The sequence below is a fragment of the Aeromicrobium sp. CFBP 8757 genome (genome assembly GCF_014841755.1).
GTDB lineage: Bacteria > Actinomycetota > Actinomycetes > Propionibacteriales > Nocardioidaceae > Aeromicrobium.
The window spans coordinates 72,199-93,937 of record NZ_JACYUM010000006.1 but is presented as its reverse complement, the minus strand read 5'-3'; the positions used below and the strand labels follow the sequence as shown (position 1 = coordinate 93,937).

Here is a 21,739-nt window from a genome sequence, read left to right as displayed (position 1 = left end):
CAGTCCCCCTCGCTCCGCTCACGGTCGGCCGCAAGCGGCCTCCCTGGGGGACGGAAGTGGCGTGGGTCAGAGGCCGACGGACTCGTAGATGTCGTCGAGGGCGTCGAGGTAGGCGCCCTGGTCGTCGCCGACCTCCCGCTGCACCTCGGCCGACTTCTTCTGGACGACCTCGGCGACCTCCTCGTAGCGGGCGTTCCACTTCTCGGCCTCGATCTGCCAGTAGCCACACGTGTAGAAGTCGGCCTGGGGCCACTTCAGCTCGCGGCGCAGATGACGCCGCACGGCACGGCTCGCCCGCGCCTCGCCCGCGAGCCACACGTAGCGGTCGGCGTCGGGCAGGTCGCGCGACGTGACGGCCTCGGCGAGGGTCTCGCAGATGTCGGTCTCCTTGGCCACGACCTGCCACGTGACGTCGACGTCGGCCGGGCTCGGCAGCGGGATCTCGTCGCCGGCATCGGTCAGGACGACGTGCACGACGGCCTTCTGCTGCGGCGACAGGCCGCGCAGGATGCGGGCGAGCGCCGGCAGGCCCGTGATGTCGGCGACCAGCAGCTGCCAGGCGACGTCGGAGGGCGCGGCGTACAGGCCGTGCGGCTCGATCAGGCCGACCTCGTCGCCGGGCCGGCAGCGTCGCACCCAGTCGGAGCCGACACCCTGGTCGTGCAGCGCGATGTCGAGGTCGATCTGCACACGGCCGTCGACGACCCGGTGGTCGGAGATCGTGTAGACGCGGAAGTCGGGCTCGACGGCCCCCTCGGCGTACGAGATGTTCCACTTCTCGTCGATCTGCGGCAGGGCGAGCGCGGACCCGACGGGCGGGATCAGCACCCGGACGTACTCGTCGGGGATGCCGGTGGTCGGGTAGTCGTCCAGGCCCCCCAGGGTCACGGTGGCCAGGTGGGCCGACAGCTGGCGGCTCCCGAGCACGGTCGCGGTGTAGGTCTTCACAGATCTTGCCTTCCGGGGATGGCTGGCTTGGTAAGGCAAGCCTAACTCATCGTCGTCGGGGATCGGACGTCCCGGGTTGGTAGCGTGGTGCGGTGACGACAGCTTCCCCGCACGGCCCCCTCAGCGTCCGGCCCATCAGCGCCGACGAGCACCTCGACCGCGTGCGCTCGCGCCCGTCGGTCAGCTTCCTGCAGACCCCCGCGTGGGCGGCGGTCAAGAACGAGTGGCGGGGCGAGTCGATCGGCTGGTTCGACGGCGACCGCATCGTCGGGTCCGCCCTCGTCCTCTACCGCCAGCTGCCCCGCGTCAAGCGCTACCTGGCCTACCTGCCCGAGGGCCCCGACATCGACTGGCGCGACGGCGACCTCGACCGGTGGCTGGCCCCGATGGCCTCCCACCTGAAGAAGCAGGGTGCCTTCGGCATCCGCATGGGTCCGCCGGTCGTGACCCGCCGCTGGCACGCCGCCACGATCAAGCAGGCGATCGCCGATCCGGTGCTCGGCACGCTGTCGGACGTCCCGGCCGACGTGCTGGACGACGAGGCGATCGGCGTGGCCACCGCCCTGGCGGGTCTGGGCTGGAAGGAGATCCCCACCGAGGGCGGCTTCTCGGCGGGTCAGCCGAAGTTCAACTTCCAGCTGCCGCTCGCCGGACGCGACGAGGCCGCCGTCCTCGCCGGCATGAACCAGCTGTGGCGCCGCAACATCAAGAAGGCCGCCAAGGCCGGCGTCGAGGTCACGACCGGCACCCGCGACGACCTCGCCGCCTTCCACGCCGTGTACGCCGAGACGGCCGAGCGCGACCACTTCACCCCGCGTCCGCTGTCGTACTTCGAGCGGATGTGGGACGCCATGACGGCCGAGGAGCCCGACCGGCTCGTGCTCTACCTGGCGCACCACGAGGGCGATCTCGTCGCGGCGACCACGATGGTGCGCGTCGGCGAGCACGCCTGGTACTCCTACGGCGCCTCGACGACCGAGAAGCGCGACGTCCGCGGCTCCAACGCGATCCAGTGGCAGATGATCCGCGACGCCCTCGCCGCCGGCGCGGCCACGTACGACATGCGCGGCATCACCGAGACGCTCGACCCCGACGACTCGCACGTCGGCCTGATCCAGTTCAAGGTCGGCACCGGCGGCGAGGCCGTCGAGTACCTCGGCGAGTGGGACCTGCCGCTCAACCGTGCGCTCCACGCCGGCTTCACGACCTACATGAGGAGGCGCGGATGAGCGGCTTCGAGCTCGACGTCGACGCGGCGCGCTGGCGGCGGTCGATCAGCGCGGTCGCCGAGAGCCGGCCCGGGCTGGTGCCCGTCATCAAGGGCAACGGCTACGGCTTCGGCCGGAGCCTGCTCGCGATGGAGGCGTCCGCGATCGGCGTCACCACGATCTCGGTCGGCACGTACGCCGAGGTGCCCGGCGCGCTGGCGTCGTTCGACGGCGACGTCATGGTGCTGACGCCGTGGCGTCCGTTCTTCACCGACGTCGTGCTCGACGACCGGGTCATCCACACGCTCGGCCGGGTCGGCGACATCGCCGAGCTGGCCGCGACGGCTCCCGGCACCCGCATCCTGCTCGAGGGCGAGACGTCGATGTCGCGCCACGGGCTCGACCGGCACGAGCTCGCCGCCGCCGTCGCGGCGCTCGGCGACCTGCGGGTCGAGGGATTCGCGATCCACCTGCCGCTGCGGTCGATGTCCGGCGGCAACCTCGGCGAGGCCGAGAGCTGGGCCGCGGTGCTCGAGACGTCGCAGGTCGAGACGACGGTCCTGTACGTCTCGCACCTGACGACCGCCGAGGTCGCCGCGCTGTCGACGCGACGTCCGCAGCTCGACATCCGTCCGCGCGTCGGCACGTCGCTGTGGCTCGGCGACCTGGGGGCGTTGTCGGTCCGCGCGACGGTGCTCGACTCGCACCTCGTCGCCAAGGGCGAGCACATCGGCTACCGGCAGCGCGCCATGCCGCGCGACGGCACGCTGCTGGTCATCGCCGGCGGCACGAGCCACGGCATCGGGCTCGAGGCACCCAAGGCCTCGGCCGGGGTCGTCGGGCGCGGCAAGTCACTGGCCAAGGGCGGCCTCGAGGCCGCGGGCCTCTCGCTGTCGCCGTTCACGATCGCGGGCAAGCAGCGCTGGTTCGCCGAGCCTCCGCACATGCAGGCCAGCATGGTGTTCGTGCCCGCCAGCGTGACGGCACCCGAGGTCGGCGACACCGTCGACGTCGCGGTGCGCTTCACCACCGCGACGTTCGACGCCGTCAACCTGCGCTAGGGCGGATGCCTACGCCGCCGGCGGCGGCACGATGGGAGTCGCCGGAGTTGTCGGCGCCGGGGTCGTCGGCTCGGGAGCCGGCGGCTGCGTCGGCGCGGGCGTCGTCGGAGCCGGGGTCGTCGGCTCGGGCTCGCGCGTCTTGCGCGTCTTCTCCGGCTTCGGCTTCTCGGTCTTCTTCGGCGCGGGCGCGACGTAGTTCGTGCCCTTCTCGCTCTGGATGTTGGCCGGAGGCGGGAACGTGCCGCACTCGGAGCCCTGCAGGGCCGCGTCCATGTACGTCTTGAACGTGCGCGCCGGCGTCTGGCCTCCGAAGAACGTCGGCAGCATGTAGCCCTCGAGGTTCTCGTTGCCCTTGCCGCGGTTGTACATCACGGCGGTGGCGAGCTTGGGCGTGATGCCGGCGAACCACGACGACGACACGTGCTGGTCGTCGTCGTTGCCGTCGGTGGCCGCGGTGGCGGTGCCGGTCTTGCCCGCCGTCGTGCAGATCGACGAGGCCAGCGTGCCGCTGCCGGACGTCACGACGCCCCGCATCGCGGCGATGGTGTCGGCCACGACGTCCTCGGGGATCGTCCGGCGGGTCTTGTTCTCGTGCTCGTGCAGGACGCTGCCCTGGTAGTCGGTGACCTTCTGCACCATGTACCACTCGGCGCGCTTGCCGCCGGCGGCCAGCGTCGCGTACGAGTTGGCGATGTCGATCGGGGCGACCTGGTTGGCGCCGAGCGAGATGTTGGCGGTCTTCTCCCAGGTGTCGGTCGTCGCCTTCGGGATGCCGGCCTGGTTCGCGGCCTTCAGCACCTTGTCGGCGCCCTTGGCCCAGTCGCTCTGCATGCCGCCGGCCATCTGGATCGTCAGGTCGACGAAGGCCGCGTTGACCGACTTGGCCGTCGCGGTCGACAGCGGGATGCGTCCGTACGACGATCCGCCGCTGTCGCCCTGGTTCTCGGTCAGGATGTTGCCCTTGTCGTCGCGCAGCGGCGAGTTGCCGTTGAGCACGGTCTTGAGGCTGTAGCCGTCCTCGAGTGCCGCGATGACCGCGAACACCTTGAACGTCGAGCCCGGCTGCGTGCCGAGCATCGCCCAGTTCTGCTCGCTCTTCAGGAAGTCGGGCCCGCCGTACATCGCACGGACGGCTCCCGTGCCGGGCTGCACCGACACCAGCGCCGGGTGCAGCTCGGGGGCACCGGACGGCCGGTTGTCCTTGACGGCCTCGACGGCGTCCTTCTGGTCCTCGTAGTCGAACGTCGTGACGATGCGCAGACCGCCGCCCTCGACCTGCGAGGGGCTGAACTCGAGCTTGGCCATCTGCTCCTTGACCGCCGCGAGCAGGAAGCCCTTCGTGCCGCCGAAGCGGTTGAGGTCCTTCTTGTCCTTGACCTCGGGGAGCTTGTCGGCGAACTTCGCGGCCTCGTCGGCCGTGATGGCCTTGGACTCGACCATGCCGTTGAGCACGTACTGGAAGCGCGGCATGATGCGCGCCTCGGCGCCCTCGGCGTACGGGTCGTAGTAGCTGGGGCTGTTGATGATCGTGGCGAGCAGCGCCGACTGCGCGTAGTTGAGCTGCGAGGCGGGCTTGCCGAAGTAGTTCTGCGACGCGACCTGGATGCCGTACGAGCCGTTGCCGAAGTAGATCGTGTTGAGGTAGCCCTCGAGGATCTGCTTCTTGCTGAGCTGGTTGTGGATCTTGATCGAGAGGATCGCCTCCTTGACCTTGCGGCTGTAGGAGCGCTCCTGCGTCAGGTAGAGGATCTTGACGTACTGCTGCGTGATCGTCGAGCCGCCACCCTGGATCTCGCCGCTCGTCGTGTTGTCGCGGACGGCGCGCAGGATGCCCTTCAGGTCGATGCCGCGGTTGGTGTAGAACGTGCGGTCCTCGGCGGCGATCGCCGCGGCCTGCATCGAGGCGGGGATCTGGTCGATCGACACGCTCTCGCGGTCCTGCAGCGCGAACTCGCCGAGCTTGTGCTTGCCGTCGGAGTAGTAGACCTGCGTCGTCTGGGTCTGGAAGTCGGCGTTGGCGTCGGGGATCGCGATGGCCCGGTACAGGACGAAGAACGTCAGCGCCGCGGCCAGCACGCCGGCGACCGCGAGGAACGAGAACCAGCGCAGGGTCTTGGTCCACCAGGGGCCGCGGCCGCCGATCTTGCGGCCGACGCCGCCGACGGCTCCGCCCCGGCGTGCCGTCTTCGACGACGCCGTGGTGGTCGATCCTCGCTTGCTCTTCGCCGCGCTCGCGGTGGGCGAGGGGCGCTTTCGCTGTGTTGCCAAGGGTCCGTCTACCTCCATACAGGACCCGTGGTGCGAGTCCGTCGTCGGTCAAGTGTGCCGAACGTACCTGAGAGATGACCAATCGCCGGCACGCCCGTGTCGTGGGTCACGCGACGGGGCGGCTAGGCAGACGTGACGTGTCGATGTATCGTCCCGATATAACAAACGAACGACTATGTCAGGGACACGACGATGACACGACGCGGCGCGGCGCTCGAGGTGGCAGTCCTCGGACTGCTCCACGACGCCCCGATGCACGGGTACGAGCTGCGCAAGCAGGTCAACGCCCTGCTCGGGTGGGGTCGCATCCTGTCGTACGGCACGCTCTACCCGGCGCTCAAGGCGCTGGGCCGGGCGGGCTACGTCGTCGCCGACGAGACCGTCGACCCCGAGGGCCGGGGACGTCGGCCGCGCATCGTCTACCAGCTGACGGCCGAGGGCAAGGAGCACTTCGCCCAGGCCCTCGAGGACTCCGGTCCGTCGGCGTGGGACGACGAGACGTTCGGCGTCCGGTTCGCGTTCTTCTCGCGCACCGACGCCGCGTCGCGGGTCCGCATCCTCGAGGGGCGACGCAGCCGGCTCGAGGAGCGGCTCGAGAACGTCCGTGCCGCGGGCCAGCGCAAGCGCGACCGCGCCGACTCCTACACGTTGGAGCTCCAGCGCCACGGGCTCGAGTCGGTCGAGCGCGAGGTCAGGTGGCTGACCGAGCTGATCGACCGCGAGCGGTCCGGCGGCTACCCCGACACCGACGACGGCACCACCGAGACCAGCACCACCACCGAGAAGTGACATCACCATCAACGAAGGAGAACCCATGGGTTCGATACGCGTAGCAATCGTGGGCGTGGGCAACTGCGCCACGTCCCTCATCCAGGGCGTGGAGTACTACAAGGACGCCGACCCCGAGGGCAACGTCCCCGGGCTCATGCACGTCAAGTTCGGCGAGTACCACGTCAATGACATCGAGTTCGTCGCCGCGTTCGACGTCGACGCCAAGAAGGTCGGCTTCGACCTCTCCGAGGCCACGCAGGCCAGCGAGAACAACACCATCAAGATCGCCGACGTCGCGCCGACCGGCGTCATCGTCCAGAAGGGCAACACGCTCGACGGTCTCGGCAAGTACTACCGCGAGACGATCGAGGAGTCGGACGCCGAGGCGGTCGACGTCGTCCAGGTGCTCAAGGACACGCAGGCCGACGTCCTCGTCTCGTACCTGCCGGTCGGCTCCGAGCAGGCCGACAAGTTCTACGCGCAGTGCGCGATCGACGCCCAGGTCGCCTTCGTCAACGCCCTGCCCGTCTTCATCGCGTCGGACCCCGAGTGGGCCCGCAAGTTCGAGGACGCCGGCGTCCCGATCATCGGTGACGACATCAAGAGCCAGGTCGGTGCGACCATCACGCACCGCGTCATGGCCAAGCTGTTCCAGGACCGTGGCGTCGTGCTCGACCGCACGTACCAGCTCAACGTCGGCGGCAACATGGACTTCAAGAACATGCTCGAGCGCGAGCGCCTCGAGTCCAAGAAGATCTCCAAGACGCAGGCCGTGACGTCGAACATCGACCACGACCTCGGCGCCAAGAACGTGCACATCGGCCCGTCCGACTACGTCCAGTGGCTCGACGACCGCAAGTGGGCCTACGTCCGCCTCGAGGGTCGCGCGTTCGGCGACGTCCCCCTCAACCTCGAGTACAAGCTCGAGGTCTGGGACTCGCCCAACTCGGCCGGCATCATCATCGACGCGATCCGCGCGGCGAAGATCGCCAAGGACCGTGGCATCGGTGGCGCCCTGCTCTCGGCGTCGTCCTACCTCATGAAGTCGCCGCCCGAGCAGCGTCCCGACGACCTGGGTCGCGAGATGCTCGAGAAGTACATCGCCGGCGAGGTCGAGCGCTGACCGCTGACTGAGCAGAACGGACGAGGGGCCCGGATCCGTGTGGATCCGGGCCCCTCGTCGTCGGTGTCAGTGCTTCGCGGAGGCCTTGCGCGGGATCAGGTGCAGGATCGCGACGACGACCGCGCCGACCACGACGCCGATGACGGCCGAGGAGGCGGTGTTGACGAGCCAGCCGACCGCCCCGCCACCGACACCCTCCTCCCAGTGGTGCACCGTCTCGTACGGCCAGTGCCAGCCGAGCTCGTCGGCGTTGACCAGCAGGATGTGGCCACCGACCCACAGCATCGCCACGATGCCGACGGTGGCCAGCACCTGCAGGAAGATCGGCATGCCGACGACGAGGCCGCGACCCACCTTCTGCGCGACCGCCGACGACTTCTTGGCCAGGTGCAGCCCGATGTCGTCCATCTTGACGATCAGGCCGACGGCCCCGTAGACGAGCGCGGTGATCGCGACGGCGACGACCGCCAGGATCAGGGCCCGCGACACGAACGGCTCGTCGGTGACCTCCTTCAGCGCGATGACCATGATCTCGGCCGACAGGATGAAGTCGGTGCGGATCGCACTGCTGACCATGGTCTTCTCGTGGTCGGCGCCCCCCTCGGCCGCGACCGGCTCGGCCGGTCCGTGGTGCTCGCCGGGGCCGAACTTCTCCCACAGCTTCTCGGCGCCCTCGAAGGCGAGGTACGTGCCGCCGAGCATCAGGATCGGTGCCAGCAGCCACTCCGCGTACTGGCTCAGCAGCAGCGCCGCCGGCAGGATGAACACGATCTTGTTGCGCAGCGAGCCCACGGCGATCTTGCGGATGACCGTCAGCTCGCGCGAGGGGTCGAAGCCCTGGACGTAGCGCGGGGTCACGGCGGCGTCGTCGACGACGACTCCCGCGGCCTTCGTGCTGGCGCGACCCGCCGCGGCGCCGATGTCGTCGACCGACGCGGCGGCGAGCTTGGCCAGCGCCGCGACGTCGTCGAGCAGGGCCATGAGTCCGCCGGCCATCAGGCACGTCCCAGGAGGTTCATGGTGACGAGCCTAGATCACTCCGGCTGCGGACGAGCGGCCCAGAACGCCCTGAGAGCCTCGGTGGCGTCGGCCTCGGAGAGCGGCCCGCGGTCCATCCGCAGGTCGAGCAGGAACCGGTAGGCCTCGCCGACCTCTGGCCCCGGCGCGATGCCGAGGATCGACATGATCTGGCCACCGTCGAGGTCGGGACGGATCGAGCCGAGCTCCTCGGCCTCGGCCAGCACCGCGATGCGCCGCTCGAGCTCGTCGTAGGTGCGCTGCAGGCGCTGTGCCTTGCGCTGGTTGCGCGTCGTGCAGTCGGCGCGGGTCAGGATGTGCAGGCGCTCGAGCTGGTCGCCGGCGTCGCGGACGTACCGCCTCACGGCCGAGTCGGTCCACTCGCCCGAGCCGTACCCGTGGAACCGCAGGTGCAGCTCGATCAGCGACGCGACCTGGTCGATCGTGTCGTTGCTGTAGCGCAGGGCCTTCATCCTCTTGCGCGCCAGCTTGGCGCCCACGACGTCGTGGTGGTGGAACGTGACGGTGCCGCCCTCGACGAACCGCCGCGTCCTGGGCTTGCCGATGTCGTGCAGCAGCGCCGCGAGGCGGATGACCAGGTCGGGCGCCGCGTCGAGCCGGTGCTCGAGCTCGATCGCCTGCTCCAGCACCGTGAGCGAGTGCTCGTAGACGTCCTTGTGCCGGTGGTGCTCGTCGCGCTCGAGGATCAGGGCGGGCAGCTCGGGCAGCATCTGCTCGGCCAGGCCCGTGTCGACCAGCAGCCGGAGCCCCGCGACGGGATGGGAGCTGGTGACGAGCTTGTCGAGCTCGTCGCGCACGCGCTCGGCCGACACGATCTCGAGCCGCGTCGCCATCGCGGTCATCGCGGCGACGACCTCGGGGGCCGCCGTGAAGCCGAGCTGGGCGACGAACCGCGCCGCGCGCATCATCCGCAGCGGGTCGTCGCTGAACGACTGCTCGGGCGTCACGGGCGTGCGCAGCACCCCCGCGTCGATGTCGTCGAGGCCGCCGAACAGGTCGACGAACTCGCGGGACGGCAGCCGGATGGCCATCGCGTTGACCGCGAAGTCGCGCCGCGACAGGTCGCCGTCGAGCGTGTCGCCGAACTGCACCTCGGGCTTGCGGGACCCCTCGTCGTACGCGTCGGTGCGGTACGTCGTGAGCTCGAGCTGGTGCCCGGCCCTGCGCAGCCCGATCGTGCCGAACTCGCGGCCGACGTCCCAGATCGCGTCGGCCCAGTCGGCCGCGATGCGCTCGATCTCGTCGGGGCGGGCCGAGGTCGCGAAGTCCCAGTCGTTGCCGGGACGGCCCAGCACGGCGTCGCGCACGGGGCCGCCGACGATCGACAGCTCGTGGCCCGCCGCGGCGAACAGCTCTCCGAGCTCGGCCAAAAACGGGTGCGCGTCGAGCTCGGCGTCGATCCGGGCCCGGCGGTCTGCGGTCAATGAGGGCGTGGGCACGGGGAGACACTCTACCGTCGGGCCGCGGGCGCTTCGGCCTGTCGGCGGGCCCCGTGCGTCTAGCATGTCCGGGTGAGCAGACGCCGGTGCACGATCCTCGTCGCGCTGCTCCTGACCACGCTGTGCTCCCTCGGCGCCCTGGCTCCGGCCGGCGCGGCCGACGACGACCCCGAGCTCTCGGTCACGATCACGACGCTCGAGCCGACGCTGCTGGCCCCCGGTCGCGACGTCACGATGACCGGCACCGTCACGAACGACGACGACCACGCGTGGACGTCGGTGCAGGCCTACCTCGTGATCCCCGCGTCACCCTTCACGACCCGGCGCCAGATCGACCAGGCGACGTCCAACGGCCAGGCATACACGGGCGTCCGCGTCATCGAGACCGGGACGTTCGACGAGATGGGCGACCTCGCCGCGGGCCAGACCCTGCCGTTCCGCGTCGAGGTGCCCTACGAGCAGCTCGGCATCACGGGGGCGCAGGGCGTCTACCCCGTCGGCGTGCAGATCCTGGCGACCGACGACGAGGGCAACCGCAGCCCCGTCGCGGTCGCGCGTGCCACGACGTTCCTGCCGCTGGTGTCGGACGCCGAGGGATCCGTGCCGACGTCGGTCGCGTGGCCGTTCCTGATGCCCGACCGCCGCGGCGCCGACGGCGACTACACCGATCCGCGGAGCCTGCTGGCCGACGTCGGCCAGGGTGGCCGGCTGCGCAACCTGCTCGACCTCGCCGCCAGCACGCCCGCGGAGGGCTCGACCATCGTGGTCGACCCCGCCCTGCTCGTGGGCGTCGACGACGTCGCGAACGGCCGGCGCGTCGGCGACGACGTCGAGGTGACCGCCGAGCAGAAGGCGGCCGCGTCGATCTTCCTGACCGATCTGCTCGACCTCGCCCGTGCCCGTAGCCCGTGGATCCTCGACTACGACCGCCCCGACGTCCTGGCGCTGTCGGCGCACCCCGACCTGGCCGGCCCGCTGCGCGAGGCCGTCGACCAGGCCACCTCGAGCGTCCTCGCGACGTACCAGCTGAGCGGGCGTCGCGTGTCGTGGCCGACACGTGACGGGGTCACCCGTGACCTGCTGACCACGTTGCGCGGCGACGGCGGCGCTCCCGTCATCGTGACGCCGGCGTCGGTGCCCGACTGGGACCGCCGGCTGGGGTCGCTCGTGCAGTACGACACCTCGGAGGGCCCGGTCCCGCTCCTGGTCGACGACGTCCGGGACGGGAGCACCCCGGGCGAGGACTCCGCGACGACCCTGCGACAGCGCGTGCTGAGCGAGGCCGCGCTCGCCACCCTCGAACGGACCATCGACCCCGACTCACGCGTCGACGCCGTCGTGCTCGTCGACCCGCAGTGGGACCCCGGCGCCGACTGGGCGTCGGGCCAGCTCGCGAGCGCGTTCTCGGCGCCGTTCGTGCAGCCCGTGAGCCTCGACGGGCTGCTGACCCGGTCGCTCGCGACGTACGACGGGTCGGTCCCGACGACCGCGAAGGCCCGACCGCTGTCGCGCGCCCAGCTCGTCGCGGCGACCGAGATCCTGCAGACGGGGCAGACCCTGGGCTCGATCATCGCGCAGAACGACGGCTTCGACGCCTCGTCGGCGCGCGGCGTCGCCGAGGCGCTGGCCGTGCGGTGGCGGCTCGACCGCTCCGAGGCCCTGACGGTCGCCGCGGCGCGGGCCCGACGCACCGGCGCGACGCTCGACCGCATCACGATCGAGGCGCCGTCGTCGGTGACCCTGTCGAGCTCGAAGGGAGGGTTCCCCCTCACGATCCGCAACGACACCGACGAGGCCATCCGCATCGGCGTCGACCTCGACTCCAGCAATCCCGCGCTGGCCATCCCGTCGGTCGATCCCGTCACGATCGCGGCGGGCGAGCGGCGCACCCTGACGGTGCAGATCGACCTGGGCACCCAGCGCACGACGTTCCTCACGGCCGGCCTGGTCACCTCGCAGGGCCAGGACGTCGGTGCGACGACGACGTTCAAGGTGCAGTCGAGCAGCATCAGCACGGTGCTGTGGGTCGCGATGGGGGCCGCCGGCGTCCTGGTGCTGGTCGCGCTGGTGCGCCGCTTCCACCGTCGCCGCACCGGCCGGGGCGGGGTCACCGAGCCCCTCGCGGACGACGATGACTGACCGCTCGATCGCCCGCGCCAGCGCGTGGATGGCGCTCGGCACGATCGTCTCGCGCATCACGGGCTTCCTGCGCGCCGGTCTGCTCGCGGTCGTGATCGGCACCCAGCTGAACGGCGACCTGTTCGACATCGCGAACACGATCCCGAACACGCTCTACATCCTGCTGGCGGGCGGCGTCTTCAACGTCGTGCTGGTTCCCCAGCTCGTCCGGGCCATGAAGAACGACGACGACGGCGGCACCGCCTACGCGAACCGCGTCATCACCCTCGGCGTGCTGGTCCTCGGCGTCGGCACGCTCGTGCTGATGGTGCTCACGCCCGTCCTGCTGCGCATCGTCTTCGACGGAGACCTCTTCGAGCCCGAGAGGGCCGCGCAGCGTGACTCCGCCGAGCTGCTGATGCTGCTCTGCCTGCCGCAGGTCTTCTTCTACGGCGTCTTCGTGCTGACCGGGCAGGTGCTCAACGCCCGTGGCCGGTTCGGGCCGATGATGTGGGCGCCGATCGTCAACAACGTCGTGGCCTGCGCCGTCATCGTCACCTACGCGGTGGTGTTCGGGACGAGCAACGGCGTCGACGGGTTCACGACGACGCAGGGACTCGTGCTGGGGCTCGGCTCCACGGGTGCCATCGCGCTGCAGGCACTGGTGCTGCTCCCCTACCTGCGGCGGGCGGGCTTCCGGTTCCGCCCGCGGTTCGACTTCCGCGGCGTCGGCCTGCGGCACACGGCGCGGCTCGCCGGCTGGACGCTGCTGTTCATCCTGGTCAACCAGATCGCCTTCATCGTCGTGGCACGGCTCGCGACCAGCGCGACGATCGCGGGTGCCGCCGACGCCCAGAAGGCAGCGGGCTCGACGGTCTACAGCCTCGGCTACCTGATCAGCCAGCTCCCGCACGGCGTCATCACGGTCTCGCTCGCGACCGCCGTCATCCCGACCCTGGCGGCCCTCGCGTCCGACCGGGAGTACGACCGCTTCCGGCTCGAGCTGGGTCGCACGGTCCGCATCGCCCTCGTGATCGTGGCCCCCCTCGCGGTGGCGCTGGCGTGCCTCGGCCAGTCGGCGGCGGCCATCGCGGGTGGCCTGGGAGCCCTCGGGGGCAGCACGCTGGCGATCGGCCACACGATCCAGGCCTTCTCGCTGGCGACCGTCGCCTTCACGGTGCACTACCTGATGCTCCGCGGCTTCTACGCCAACGAGGACAACAAGACGCCGTTCCTGATCCAGGTCGTCATCGCGACGGTCAACGTGGCCGTGGCGATCGTGCTCGTGCACCTCGTGGAGCCCGACCGCGTCGCGATGATGCTGGCCCTCTCCTACGGCATCGCGTACGTCGTGGGGTCGATCCTGTCGGTGACGCTGCTGTCACGGGCGATCGGGCCGGTGGTCGACCGCGAGATGCACTTCTTCATCCGTCGCATGGTCGTCGCGCTGGTGCTGACGGCCTTCGTGACGCTCGGCGTCGCCGCAGGCCTCGACGCCGCGGGGGTCGAGCCGCTGCGCGCCGTCGGGGGTGCCGTGACGACCGTGGTCGCCGGTCTGGCGGGCCTGGTCACCTTCGTCGCCGCCGCCCGGGTCGTCCGGCTCGACGAGCTGAACCACCTGGTGACGTCGTTGCGCCGACGCGGCGGTGACTGAGCCCGGTGCTCGCGCCCGGTCCGTCTAGCATGGGCTCAGGCACGAGACGGGCGGACGAGAGGTGAGGGCATGGCCGAGCGGCGGTCACTGGCCTCCGGTGACGTCCTCGCCCGCCGCTACGAGCTGCAGGACCTGGTCAACGAGCGGCACGGCTCCTCGACGTGGCGCGCCCACGACCAGGTGCTCAACCGCAACGTCGGGCTCGAGATCATCTCGAGCGCCGATCCCCGCGCCGGGCACTTCCTCGACGCGGCCCGCGAGTCGACGTCGGTGACTGATCCCCGGTTCCTGCGGGTGCTCGACCTGATCGAGGACGAGCAGCGCCACCACCTCGTCGTCCGCGAGTGGGCCCGCGCCTTCCCGCTCGACCAGCTGCTGGCCCAGTCGCCCCTGCCCAACCGCCGCGCTGCCACGGTCGTGGCCGAGGTGGCCGAGGCGATGGCCCACGCCCACGAGCACGGCGTCTACCACCGCCGGCTGACGCCCCACCAGGTGCTGCTGAAGCAGTCGGGTGCCGTCCGCGTCGTGGGTCTGGGGGTCGCGACGGCCCTGGCGCCGGTCGGGCGCCAGGACACGCTCTCGGACCTCCAGGCCTACGAGCAGCTCGACGTCCAGGCGATCGGCAAGCTGCTCTACGCGAGCGTGACGGGCCGGTGGCCGGGAGCCGACGTCGACGGCCTGGTCGCCGCACCTGCCGAGCACGGTCGCCTGCTGCGTCCCCGGCAGGTCCGGGCCGGTGTCTCGCGCGACATCGACACGATCGCCGACCGCATCCTCGGCTCCCCCCCGCGTCACCACGAGCCCCCGCTGCGCAAGGCCGCCGACATCGCCCACACGCTGCGACTGTCGGGCGAGGACGACGACCTCCACGACGACCAGCCGAGCCTCGCGGCCATCTCGTCCCCCGACCTGTTGCGACTCGACCCCGTCATCGTCCCCGGCGGGCCCCCGCCGGGTCTCGAACCACCGCGACGGCGTCCCAAGGCGTTCGAGCCGGCACCCCCGACGACGTTCGAGCGCGGCAAGCAGAAGGCGCGCAGGGCCGCGAAGGGCGATCGGGGCCTGGTGCTGCTGGGCGTGGTCGGAGCGCTCGTGATCCTGTCGCTGCTGGGTTTCCTGGTCAGCCGGCAGACAGACCGCGCCGCCGACCCGATCGACGACTCGTCGCCCGTGCGGGTGCTGCCCGTGCAGCGGGCCGTCGACTTCGACCCCCAGGGCGAGGACGGCCGCGAGAATCGTGACCAGGCGCGCCTCGCGATCGACGGGTTGCCGACCACGGGGTGGCAGACGTCGACGTACCTCGGCTCCCCCGAGCTCGGCGGCGTCAAGGACGGCGTGGGGCTCGTCCTCGACCTCGGAGGTCTGCGCGAGGTCGACTCCCTGCGCCTGCGGCTCTCCGGATCGCCCACCAGCATCGTGGTCTACGCCGCCTCGGAGGACACCGATCGCACGCCACGGGTGCGACGCGGCCTGACCGACGTGGCGACGGTCGACTCGGCCGGTTCCGACGCCAGCATCTCGCTGCGCTCGGGCATCGTGACGCGCTACCTCGTGGTCTGGCTGACGTCGCTGCCCGAGGTCGAGCCCGGGGTCTTCCGAGGCGAGATCGACGACGTCGTGGTGCGCGGTCGTTCGTGACCCGCACGCGGGGCGGCCGATGGAATGTCTGGCACCTAGAATTCGTTGACATCCATGCATCCGGTCATCGCACCGGCCACCATCTCACCACCCAGCAGAGGGATCTCCATGAGTGACGACGTTCGCAACCTCATCATCATCGGCTCGGGTCCGTCGGGCTACACCGCGGCCATCTACGCGGCCCGCGCGAACCTCGAGCCGCTCGTGTTCGAGGGATCGGTGACGGCCGGTGGCGCCCTGATGAACACGACGGACGTCGAGAACTTCCCCGGCTACCCCGACGGCATCATGGGCCCCGAGCTCATGGACAAGCTGCGCGCGCAGGCCGAGCGCTTCGGCGCCGAGCTCGTCACCGACGACGTCACCTCGGTCGACCTGACCGGCGACATCAAGACCGTCCACCTCGACGACGGCAGCACCTACCGTGCCAAGGCCGTCGTCCTGGCGATGGGCTCGGGCTACCGCAAGCTCGGCGTGGACGGCGAGGACCGCCTGTCCGGCCACGGCGTCTCGTGGTGCGCGACCTGCGACGGCTTCTTCTTCCGCGAGCAGAACATCGTGGTCGTCGGCGGTGGCGACTCCGCTCTCGAGGAGGCGACGTTCCTGACGCGCTTCGCCTCCAAGGTCACGATGGTCGTCCGTCGTGACGAGCTGCGTGGCTCGAAGATCATGCAGGACCGTGCGATCGGCAACGACAAGATCGAGATCGCTTGGAACTCCGAGGTCGCCGAGATCATCGGCGACGACAAGCTCGAGGCCCTGACGCTGCGCGACACCGTGACCGGCGAGACGCGGCGCCTCGACGCGACGGGCCTGTTCATCGCGATCGGCCACGACCCGCGCTCGGAGCTGCTGACGGGTCAGGTCGACCTCGACGACGAGGGCTACGTCCTGGTCCAGGCCGGCTCCACCGCGACCAACGTGACCGGTGTCTTCGCAGCGGGCGACCTGGTCGACCACACCTACCGCCAGGCCATCACGGCCGCGGGCACGGGCTGCGCGGCAGCCCTCGACGCCGAGCGCTTCCTCGCCGACATCGACTCCGCGGGCGAGCCCGCCACGGACGTCGCGATGGCGCAGTGGGCGGAATAACCAGCCCTCCCCGACGTTCACCTCTACACAGACCCTAAGGAGCACCCCATGGCAGAATCCACCCTCGCCGCGGTCACCGACGCGAACTTCGACGAGCTCGTCCTCCAGGCCGACGGCCCCGTGCTGGTCGACTTCTGGGCCAGCTGGTGCGGCCCGTGCCGCCAGCTCGCCCCGATCCTCGAGGAGATCGCCACCGAGAAGGGCGAGAAGCTCACGATCCTGAAGATGGACGCCGACGCCAACCCCGTCACGCCGGCGCAGTACCGCGTGACCGGCCTGCCGACCATGAACCTGTACTACAAGGGCGAGGTCGTGAAGTCGATCGTCGGCGTGCGTCCCAAGAGCGCGATCCTGAACGACCTGAACGAGTACACCAGCTGATCCGACGCTGACGACGAAGCCCGGCATCCTCGTGGATGCCGGGCTTTTTCGTGTCCATAGCCACCGTGTCGTCAGATCGATATGTCGACAAGTTTATTTGTCGTCGTATCGCTTTGTCAGGACGGCTTCTTCGGGTCCATCATCTCGACGATGCGCTCGAGGTCGTCGATCGTGGCGAACTCGACGGTGATGCGTCCCTTCGACCGGCCGAGGTCGACCTTGACGCGGGTGTCGTACCGCTCCGACAGCCGGGCGGCGAGATCGGCCAGCCGTGGGGCCGACGCCTTCGCCGACTGGCGCGCGGCGGGGCGCTTGGCCGCGTCGGGACCGACCGTGACGATCTCCTCGAGGGCGCGCACCGACAGACCCTCGGCCACGACCCGCGTGGCCAGACGATCCTGGATCTCGGGATTGGCGACGCTGACCAGTGCGCGGGCGTGCCCGGCCGACAGCACCCCGGCGGCGACGCGGCGCTGCACGGTCGGCGTCAGCTTCAGCAGACGCAGGGTGTTGCTGATCTGCGGACGGGAGCGTCCAATGCGGTCGGCGAGCTCCTCGTGCGTGCACCCGAAGTCCTCCAGCAGCTGCTGGTACGCCGACGCCTCCTCGAGCGGGTTGAGCTGCGAGCGGTGCAGGTTCTCGAGCAACGCGTCGCGCAGGAGGTCCTCGTCGGACGTCTCGCGCACGATCGCGCCGATCGTCTCCAGACCCGCCTTGCCGCTGGCCCGCCAGCGACGCTCCCCCATGATCAGCTCGTAGCGATCCTTGGCGACCTCGCGGACGACGACCGGCTGGAGCAGGCCCACCTCCTTGATGGAGTGGACCAGCTCGGCCATGTGGTCCTCGTCGAACACCTGGCGCGGCTGACGGGGATTCGCGACGATCTGGCCCAACGGGATCTCGGCGAACCGTGCGCCCTCGATCTCCTTGAGACCCGACGCCGCCGCGTCGGCCGAGCTGGACGGGATGAGGGACTCGAGCCCCCGGCCCAGTCCGCGACGTGTGCTCATCGGGTGGCTCCCTTGCTCCCGGCCAACGCGATCTCGCGCGCGGCCTCCAGGTAGGACAGCGCCCCGGACGAGGTGCCGTCGTAAGTGATGACGGACTGCTGGTAGCTCGGTGCCTCCGAGATGCGGACCGACCGCGGGATCGGCGTCGTGATGACCTTCTCGGCGAAGTGACCACGCACCTCCTCGGCGACGCCGGCCGACAACCGCGTGCGGCCGTCGTACATCGTCAGCAGGACCGTGGTGATCTCGAGCTTGGGGTTCAGGTGGGCGCGGATCAGATCGATGTTGCGGATCAGCTGACCCAGGCCCTCGAGCGCGTAGTACTCGCACTGGATGGGGATCAACACCTCACGCCCGGCGACCATCGCGTTGACGGTCAGCAGGCCCAGTGACGGCGGGCAGTCGATCAGGACGTAGTCGATGCGGTCACCCGCCGCCTCGCAGTCCTTCAGGTACGACTGCAGGGCACGGTCGAGTCGGGACTCCCGTGCGACCAGCGACACGAGCTCGATCTCGGCGCCGGCCAGGTCGATCGACGCCGGCAGCACCGTGAGCCCGGGAATGTCGGGGCAGGGCTTGACGAGCTCGTCGAGGTCGACGCCCTCGACGATCGCCTCGTACACCCCGGGGGTGCCCTCGGAGTGCGGGACGTTGAGCGCCGTCGACGCATTGCCCTGCGGATCGAGATCGACCACGAGGACGCGCAGACCCTTCAGTGCGAGGGCCGCCGCGACATTGACGGTGGTCGTGGTCTTGCCCACGCCACCTTTCTGGTTCGCGACGACGAAGACCCGCGAGTGCACGGGACGCTCGAAGCGCTGGATCGCCGATGCGCGCTGCAGCAGGGAGACGTGCTGCTGGGCAGCGGCCGCCAGGGGAGTCGAGTCGTCGTTCGACGGCACCGGCACGCTGTAGGTCGATGCGGCCGTGGGCGGCGTGCGCCGGGTGGGCTGCTGGTCGTTCATGCCTGCCCCTTCATCGTTTCACGTGAAACATGGCTCACTTGGTGACCTCCACGACGGTGGTCGGCACGTCGCCGTTCTCGTACGTCGTCACCACGATAGACGTCGCGCCGAGACGGTGGAGCGTGGCCGTCGCGACCTCGACCTCCTCGGCCGCAGACCGTCCCTTCATCGCCAGCATGACGCCACCGGGGGACACCAGCGGCATGCACCAGCGACCGAGCTTGTCGAGGGCGGCGACCGCGCGGGCCGTGACCACGTCGAACGACGCGGTGACGTCCTCGGCGCGACTGCGCAGCACCTCCACGTTGCTCAGGCCGAGACGGGCGACGGTGTCGTCCAGGAACGTGGTCCGCCGCAGCAGGGGCTCGATCAGTGTCACCCGGAGGTCGGGACGTGCGATGGCCCAGACCAGACCGGGAAGACCCGCGCCGGTACCGACGTCGGCCACGGATGCACCGTGGGGGACGCGGGGCACCACGACGGCCGAGTTCATCAGGTGACGGTCCCACAGGCGGGGGACCTCACGAGGGCCGATCAGGCCCTTGACCACGCCGTCCGTCGCGAGGATCTCTGCGTACTGCTCGGCCAGATGCATCCGGGACGCGAACACCCCCGCCGCGTGCGGCGGGGGTGTTCCACGTGAAACATCGCCGACCTCCGGGGAGTCGGGGGAGTCAGACATCGAGATGACTACTCACCCGCCGAGTGCACGACGACGTAGCGGTGGGGCTCGGTGCCGTCCGACGAGCTCTCCAGGCCTGCCTCGGCGACGGCATCGTGCACGACCTTGCGCTCGAACGGAGTCATCGGGTCGAGCGACACCGAGGTCTCGCCGCCCTTGACCGACTCGATCGCCGTCTGGGCGATCGCCACCAGCTCGGTGCGGCGAGCGGCCCGGAACCCCGCGACGTCCAGCATCAGCCGGCTGCGCTCACCCGTCTCGCGATAGACCGCCAGCCGCGTCAGCTCCTGCAGGGCGTCGAGCACCTCGCCCTCGCGACCGACCAGGTGATCGAGGTTGCCACCGACGACCTCGACCGCGGCACGGTCGCCGTCGACGTCCATGTCGATGTCACCGTCGAGGTCGGCGATGTCGAGCAGACCCTCGAGGAAGTCGGCGGCGATGTCGCCCTCGTTCTCCAGCTTCGCGGCGTCGGTCATGACGTGCCACCCTTCTTCGGGTCGTCCTTGGGATCGTTCTTCGGCGTCTTCTTGGGCGTGTTCCTGGGGTCCTGGGCCGTGATGTCCGGCTTCTTCTTCGCCACGGGCTTCTGCTGGGGCTTCTTGGCCGGGTTCGGCTTCTGCTGGCCGTTGCCCGGCTGCGCCGGCTTCTTGCGCTGGCTGCGCGGCTGGTTCTTCGGCTGGGCGCGGGGAGCGGGCTTGGGGCCCTCCTCGATCTCGGGCTTCAACGGGTCCTCTGCGACGTCCTTGCCCCGCTTCTTGTCGCGGTCCTGCTTGGCTTTGAACGCCGGCGTGCCGGGCGCGGGGTTGTTCCGGATGACGTAGAACTGCTGGCCCATGGTCCAGAAGTTCGACGTGGTCCAGTAGAAGAGCACACCCAGCGGGAACGCCACGCCACCGACGGCGAACACGACCGGCAGCACGTAGAGGAGCAGCTTCTGCTGCTGCGCGTACTGACCCGTCATGGCGTCGGCGGGCATGTTCTTGCTCATGAGCTGGCGCTGCGTCGTGAACTGCGTGATGCACATGATCACGACGAGCGACATCGTGATGATCTTGGTCTCGACCTCGCTGCTGCTGACGAACGTGTCGGCGATGCGGGCACCCAGCAGCACGGCCTCCTTCAGCGACTCGGCGTCGGCACCGTCGAGGAAGCCGCGCGCACCCTCGGCGCCGTTCTTGGCGGCCTGGTCGATCACGCGGAACAGCGCGAAGAAGATCGGCATCTGCAGGATCAGCGGCAGGCACGACGCGAACGGGTTGGTGCCCGTCTCCTTCCAGAGCTTCATCTGCTCCTGCGTCAGGCGCTCCCGGTCGTGCTTGTACTTCTGCTGCAGCGCCTTGATCTGAGGCTGCAGCAGCTGCATGTTGCGGCTCGACTTGATCTGCTTGACGAACAGCGGGATAAGCAGCGTGCGGATCGTGATCGTCAGGCCGATGATCGACAGCGCCCAGGTCCACCCGGAGTCACCGGAGAGCCCGACGGTCTCGAAGATCTTGTGCCAGACCAGCAGGATCCCCGACACGGCGTAGTACAGAGGCGTCATGATGGCGCCGCCGATGTCGCCTAGGAAGCCGAACATTGTTCTCCTCTACGTGACTGCGGAACCGGGTCGTAGCCGCCCGCGCTCCAGGGGTGGCATCGCAGGACGCGACGACCCGCGAGCCAGGAACCGCGCACCGCTCCATGAGTCTCCACGGCCTGCAAAGCGTAGGCCGAACAGGTCGGATGGTAGCGGCACACCTGGCCGTACAACGGGCTGATGGCGAATCGGTACGCCCTCAGCATCCAGATCAGGACGATCGCGGGCGGGGAGCCCCGCCTCATCGACACGTCGACCTCACCGCGCACCGGATCGCCGCAGTGCAGCGTCGAGGTGCTCGGCCAGGGTCGCCGACCCGGCGGCGTGGGACGCCGGCAGCGCTCGCACGACGACGCGCGATCCGGGCGGCAGGCTCTCGACGCGGTCGCGCATCAGGTGCCGCAGCCGCCGCTTGACGCGGTTGCGCTCGACCGCCGATCCGACGGCCTTGCTCACGACGAAACCGACGGACGTGGGTCCGTCGGTTCCGGTGGCGCGTGCGCCGAGCACGACGTGGGTGACGAGAGTCGGCTGCGAACCCCTGGCGCCACGACGGATCGTGTGCCGGAAGTCCTCGCCGCTGCGCATGCGGTGACCGCGTGCGAGCAACGGCTCAGGCGGACAGCTTGGCGCGACCCTTGCGGCGGCGGTCCGCGAGGATCGCGCGGCCGGCGCGGGTGCGCATGCGAAGACGGAAGCCGTGCTTCTTGGCGCGACGACGGTTGTTGGGCTGGAAGGTGCGCTTGCTCACGATGAATCCT

21 protein-coding genes are annotated in these 21,739 nt (G+C 70.0%); 9 read left to right on the top strand and 12 right to left on the bottom strand.

The genetic code is table 11. The annotated features are described in order from the left end of the window. Positions 1–66: 66 nt before the first annotated feature. Positions 67–948 carry a siderophore-interacting protein gene (locus IFT73_RS16205; RefSeq protein ID WP_192168512.1) on the bottom strand — a complete coding sequence of 294 codons (882 nt, stop codon included), beginning with the start codon at positions 946–948 and terminating at the stop codon, positions 67–69. 92 nt (positions 949–1,040) lie between these two features. On the opposite strand from IFT73_RS16205, the gene IFT73_RS16200 reads away from it, so the two are divergent. Together IFT73_RS16200 and IFT73_RS16195 are read left to right on the top strand one after the other, a co-directional pair. Further along, positions 1,041–2,177 carry a peptidoglycan bridge formation glycyltransferase FemA/FemB family protein gene (locus tag IFT73_RS16200; protein ID WP_192168511.1) on the top strand — a complete coding sequence of 379 codons (1,137 nt, stop codon included), beginning with the start codon at positions 1,041–1,043 and terminating at the stop codon, positions 2,175–2,177. Next, positions 2,174–3,217, top strand: a complete 1,044-nt coding sequence (locus IFT73_RS16195; RefSeq protein WP_056604081.1) for an alanine racemase — start codon at positions 2,174–2,176, stop codon at positions 3,215–3,217. Before IFT73_RS16200 ends, IFT73_RS16195 begins: the two co-directional genes overlap by 4 nt. 9 nt (positions 3,218–3,226) lie before the next feature. Here IFT73_RS16195 and IFT73_RS16190 read toward each other — a convergent pair whose 3' ends face one another. After that, on the bottom strand, positions 3,227–5,485 hold the full coding sequence (locus tag IFT73_RS16190; protein WP_192168510.1) for a transglycosylase domain-containing protein: 2,259 nt from the start codon (positions 5,483–5,485) through the stop codon (positions 3,227–3,229). A gap of 192 nt (positions 5,486–5,677) precedes the next feature. Between IFT73_RS16190 and IFT73_RS16185 the strand changes: the two genes are divergently transcribed. Next, positions 5,678–6,274: a PadR family transcriptional regulator gene (locus tag IFT73_RS16185; protein WP_056604087.1), complete on the top strand. Its 597-nt coding sequence runs from the start codon at positions 5,678–5,680 to the stop codon at positions 6,272–6,274. A gap of 25 nt (positions 6,275–6,299) precedes the next feature. Continuing rightward, positions 6,300–7,379, top strand: coding sequence for an inositol-3-phosphate synthase (locus tag IFT73_RS16180; RefSeq protein ID WP_056604090.1), 1,080 nt, complete (start codon positions 6,300–6,302; stop codon positions 7,377–7,379). A gap of 66 nt (positions 7,380–7,445) precedes the next feature. Here IFT73_RS16180 and IFT73_RS16175 read toward each other — a convergent pair whose 3' ends face one another. Both IFT73_RS16175 and IFT73_RS16170 read right to left on the bottom strand, forming a co-directional pair. Continuing rightward, complete coding sequence (locus IFT73_RS16175; protein WP_056604094.1) at positions 7,446–8,375, bottom strand: DUF808 domain-containing protein; 930 nt, start codon at positions 8,373–8,375, stop codon at positions 7,446–7,448. Positions 8,376–8,413: 38 nt separating this feature from the next. Continuing rightward, positions 8,414–9,856, bottom strand: coding sequence for a CCA tRNA nucleotidyltransferase (locus IFT73_RS16170; protein ID WP_371811308.1), 1,443 nt, complete (start codon positions 9,854–9,856; stop codon positions 8,414–8,416). A 72-nt stretch (positions 9,857–9,928) separates the two neighbouring features. On the opposite strand from IFT73_RS16170, the gene IFT73_RS16165 reads away from it, so the two are divergent. From IFT73_RS16165 to trxA, 5 genes are all read left to right on the top strand, one after another. After that, a complete protein-coding gene (locus tag IFT73_RS16165) occupies positions 9,929–11,995 on the top strand; it encodes a DUF6049 family protein (RefSeq protein WP_192168508.1) in 2,067 nt (688 codons plus the stop codon). Beyond that, positions 11,988–13,628, top strand: coding sequence for a murein biosynthesis integral membrane protein MurJ (murJ, locus tag IFT73_RS16160; protein WP_192168507.1), 1,641 nt, complete (start codon positions 11,988–11,990; stop codon positions 13,626–13,628). The genes IFT73_RS16165 and murJ overlap by 8 nt, the downstream gene beginning before the upstream one ends. A gap of 69 nt (positions 13,629–13,697) precedes the next feature. Further along, entirely contained in the window at positions 13,698–15,266 is a 1,569-nt protein-coding gene (locus IFT73_RS16155; protein ID WP_192168506.1) for a protein kinase family protein, read from the top strand. A 108-nt stretch (positions 15,267–15,374) separates the two neighbouring features. Beyond that, positions 15,375–16,358, top strand: coding sequence for a thioredoxin-disulfide reductase (trxB, locus tag IFT73_RS16150; protein WP_192168505.1), 984 nt, complete (start codon positions 15,375–15,377; stop codon positions 16,356–16,358). 48 nt (positions 16,359–16,406) lie between these two features. Continuing rightward, positions 16,407–16,739 carry a thioredoxin gene (gene trxA, locus IFT73_RS16145; protein WP_056604111.1) on the top strand — a complete coding sequence of 111 codons (333 nt, stop codon included), beginning with the start codon at positions 16,407–16,409 and terminating at the stop codon, positions 16,737–16,739. A 116-nt stretch (positions 16,740–16,855) separates the two neighbouring features. Here the strand turns inward: trxA and IFT73_RS16140 are convergent, their stop codons facing one another. From IFT73_RS16140 to rpmH, 8 genes are all read right to left on the bottom strand, one after another. Beyond that, positions 16,856–17,749: a ParB/RepB/Spo0J family partition protein gene (locus tag IFT73_RS16140; protein ID WP_192168504.1), complete on the bottom strand. Its 894-nt coding sequence runs from the start codon at positions 17,747–17,749 to the stop codon at positions 16,856–16,858. Beyond that, on the bottom strand, positions 17,746–18,714 hold the full coding sequence (locus IFT73_RS16135) for a ParA family protein (protein WP_192168503.1): 969 nt from the start codon (positions 18,712–18,714) through the stop codon (positions 17,746–17,748). The genes IFT73_RS16140 and IFT73_RS16135 overlap by 4 nt, the downstream gene beginning before the upstream one ends. A 34-nt stretch (positions 18,715–18,748) precedes the next feature. Next, positions 18,749–19,324, bottom strand: coding sequence for a 16S rRNA (guanine(527)-N(7))-methyltransferase RsmG (rsmG, locus tag IFT73_RS16130; protein ID WP_371811307.1), 576 nt, complete (start codon positions 19,322–19,324; stop codon positions 18,749–18,751). Between the two features lie 80 nt (positions 19,325–19,404). After that, the gene (locus IFT73_RS16125) at positions 19,405–19,875 is read right to left on the bottom strand and encodes a R3H domain-containing nucleic acid-binding protein (RefSeq protein ID WP_192168501.1); all 471 of its coding nucleotides are present in this window, start codon (positions 19,873–19,875) and stop codon (positions 19,405–19,407) included. Beyond that, the gene (yidC, locus tag IFT73_RS16120) at positions 19,872–20,978 is read right to left on the bottom strand and encodes a membrane protein insertase YidC (protein WP_192168500.1); all 1,107 of its coding nucleotides are present in this window, start codon (positions 20,976–20,978) and stop codon (positions 19,872–19,874) included. Before yidC ends, IFT73_RS16125 begins: the two co-directional genes overlap by 4 nt. Further along, positions 20,963–21,184: a membrane protein insertion efficiency factor YidD gene (gene yidD, locus IFT73_RS16115; RefSeq protein ID WP_235501909.1), complete on the bottom strand. Its 222-nt coding sequence runs from the start codon at positions 21,182–21,184 to the stop codon at positions 20,963–20,965. The genes yidC and yidD overlap by 16 nt, the downstream gene beginning before the upstream one ends. A gap of 52 nt (positions 21,185–21,236) precedes the next feature. Continuing rightward, the gene (rnpA, locus tag IFT73_RS16110) at positions 21,237–21,587 is read right to left on the bottom strand and encodes a ribonuclease P protein component (protein ID WP_192168499.1); all 351 of its coding nucleotides are present in this window, start codon (positions 21,585–21,587) and stop codon (positions 21,237–21,239) included. Between the two features lie 4 nt (positions 21,588–21,591). Then, positions 21,592–21,729, bottom strand: coding sequence for a 50S ribosomal protein L34 (rpmH, locus tag IFT73_RS16105; RefSeq protein ID WP_056210619.1), 138 nt, complete (start codon positions 21,727–21,729; stop codon positions 21,592–21,594). Between the last annotated feature and the right edge of the window lie 10 nt (positions 21,730–21,739).

Bases quoted from the DNA above. Each gene is read 5' to 3' on its own strand.
- IFT73_RS16135 (WP_192168503.1), bottom strand. From the start codon at position 18,714: ATGAACGACCAGCAGCCCACCCGGCGCACGCCGCCCACGGCCGCATCG.
- yidD (WP_235501909.1), bottom strand. From the start codon at position 21,184: ATGCTGAGGGCGTACCGATTCGCCATCAGCCCGTTGTACGGCCAGGTG.
- yidC (WP_192168500.1), bottom strand. From the start codon at position 20,978: ATGTTCGGCTTCCTAGGCGACATCGGCGGCGCCATCATGACGCCTCTG.
- IFT73_RS16195 (WP_056604081.1), top strand. From the start codon at position 2,174: ATGAGCGGCTTCGAGCTCGACGTCGACGCGGCGCGCTGGCGGCGGTCG.
- trxB (WP_192168505.1), top strand. From the start codon at position 15,375: ATGAGTGACGACGTTCGCAACCTCATCATCATCGGCTCGGGTCCGTCG.
- IFT73_RS16185 (WP_056604087.1), top strand. From the start codon at position 5,678: ATGACACGACGCGGCGCGGCGCTCGAGGTGGCAGTCCTCGGACTGCTC.
- IFT73_RS16175 (WP_056604094.1), bottom strand. From the start codon at position 8,375: ATGGCCGGCGGACTCATGGCCCTGCTCGACGACGTCGCGGCGCTGGCC.
- IFT73_RS16125 (WP_192168501.1), bottom strand. From the start codon at position 19,875: ATGACCGACGCCGCGAAGCTGGAGAACGAGGGCGACATCGCCGCCGAC.
- trxA (WP_056604111.1), top strand. From the start codon at position 16,407: ATGGCAGAATCCACCCTCGCCGCGGTCACCGACGCGAACTTCGACGAG.
- IFT73_RS16140 (WP_192168504.1), bottom strand. From the start codon at position 17,749: ATGAGCACACGTCGCGGACTGGGCCGGGGGCTCGAGTCCCTCATCCCG.
- IFT73_RS16180 (WP_056604090.1), top strand. From the start codon at position 6,300: ATGGGTTCGATACGCGTAGCAATCGTGGGCGTGGGCAACTGCGCCACG.
- IFT73_RS16155 (WP_192168506.1), top strand. From the start codon at position 13,698: ATGGCCGAGCGGCGGTCACTGGCCTCCGGTGACGTCCTCGCCCGCCGC.
- murJ (WP_192168507.1), top strand. From the start codon at position 11,988: ATGACTGACCGCTCGATCGCCCGCGCCAGCGCGTGGATGGCGCTCGGC.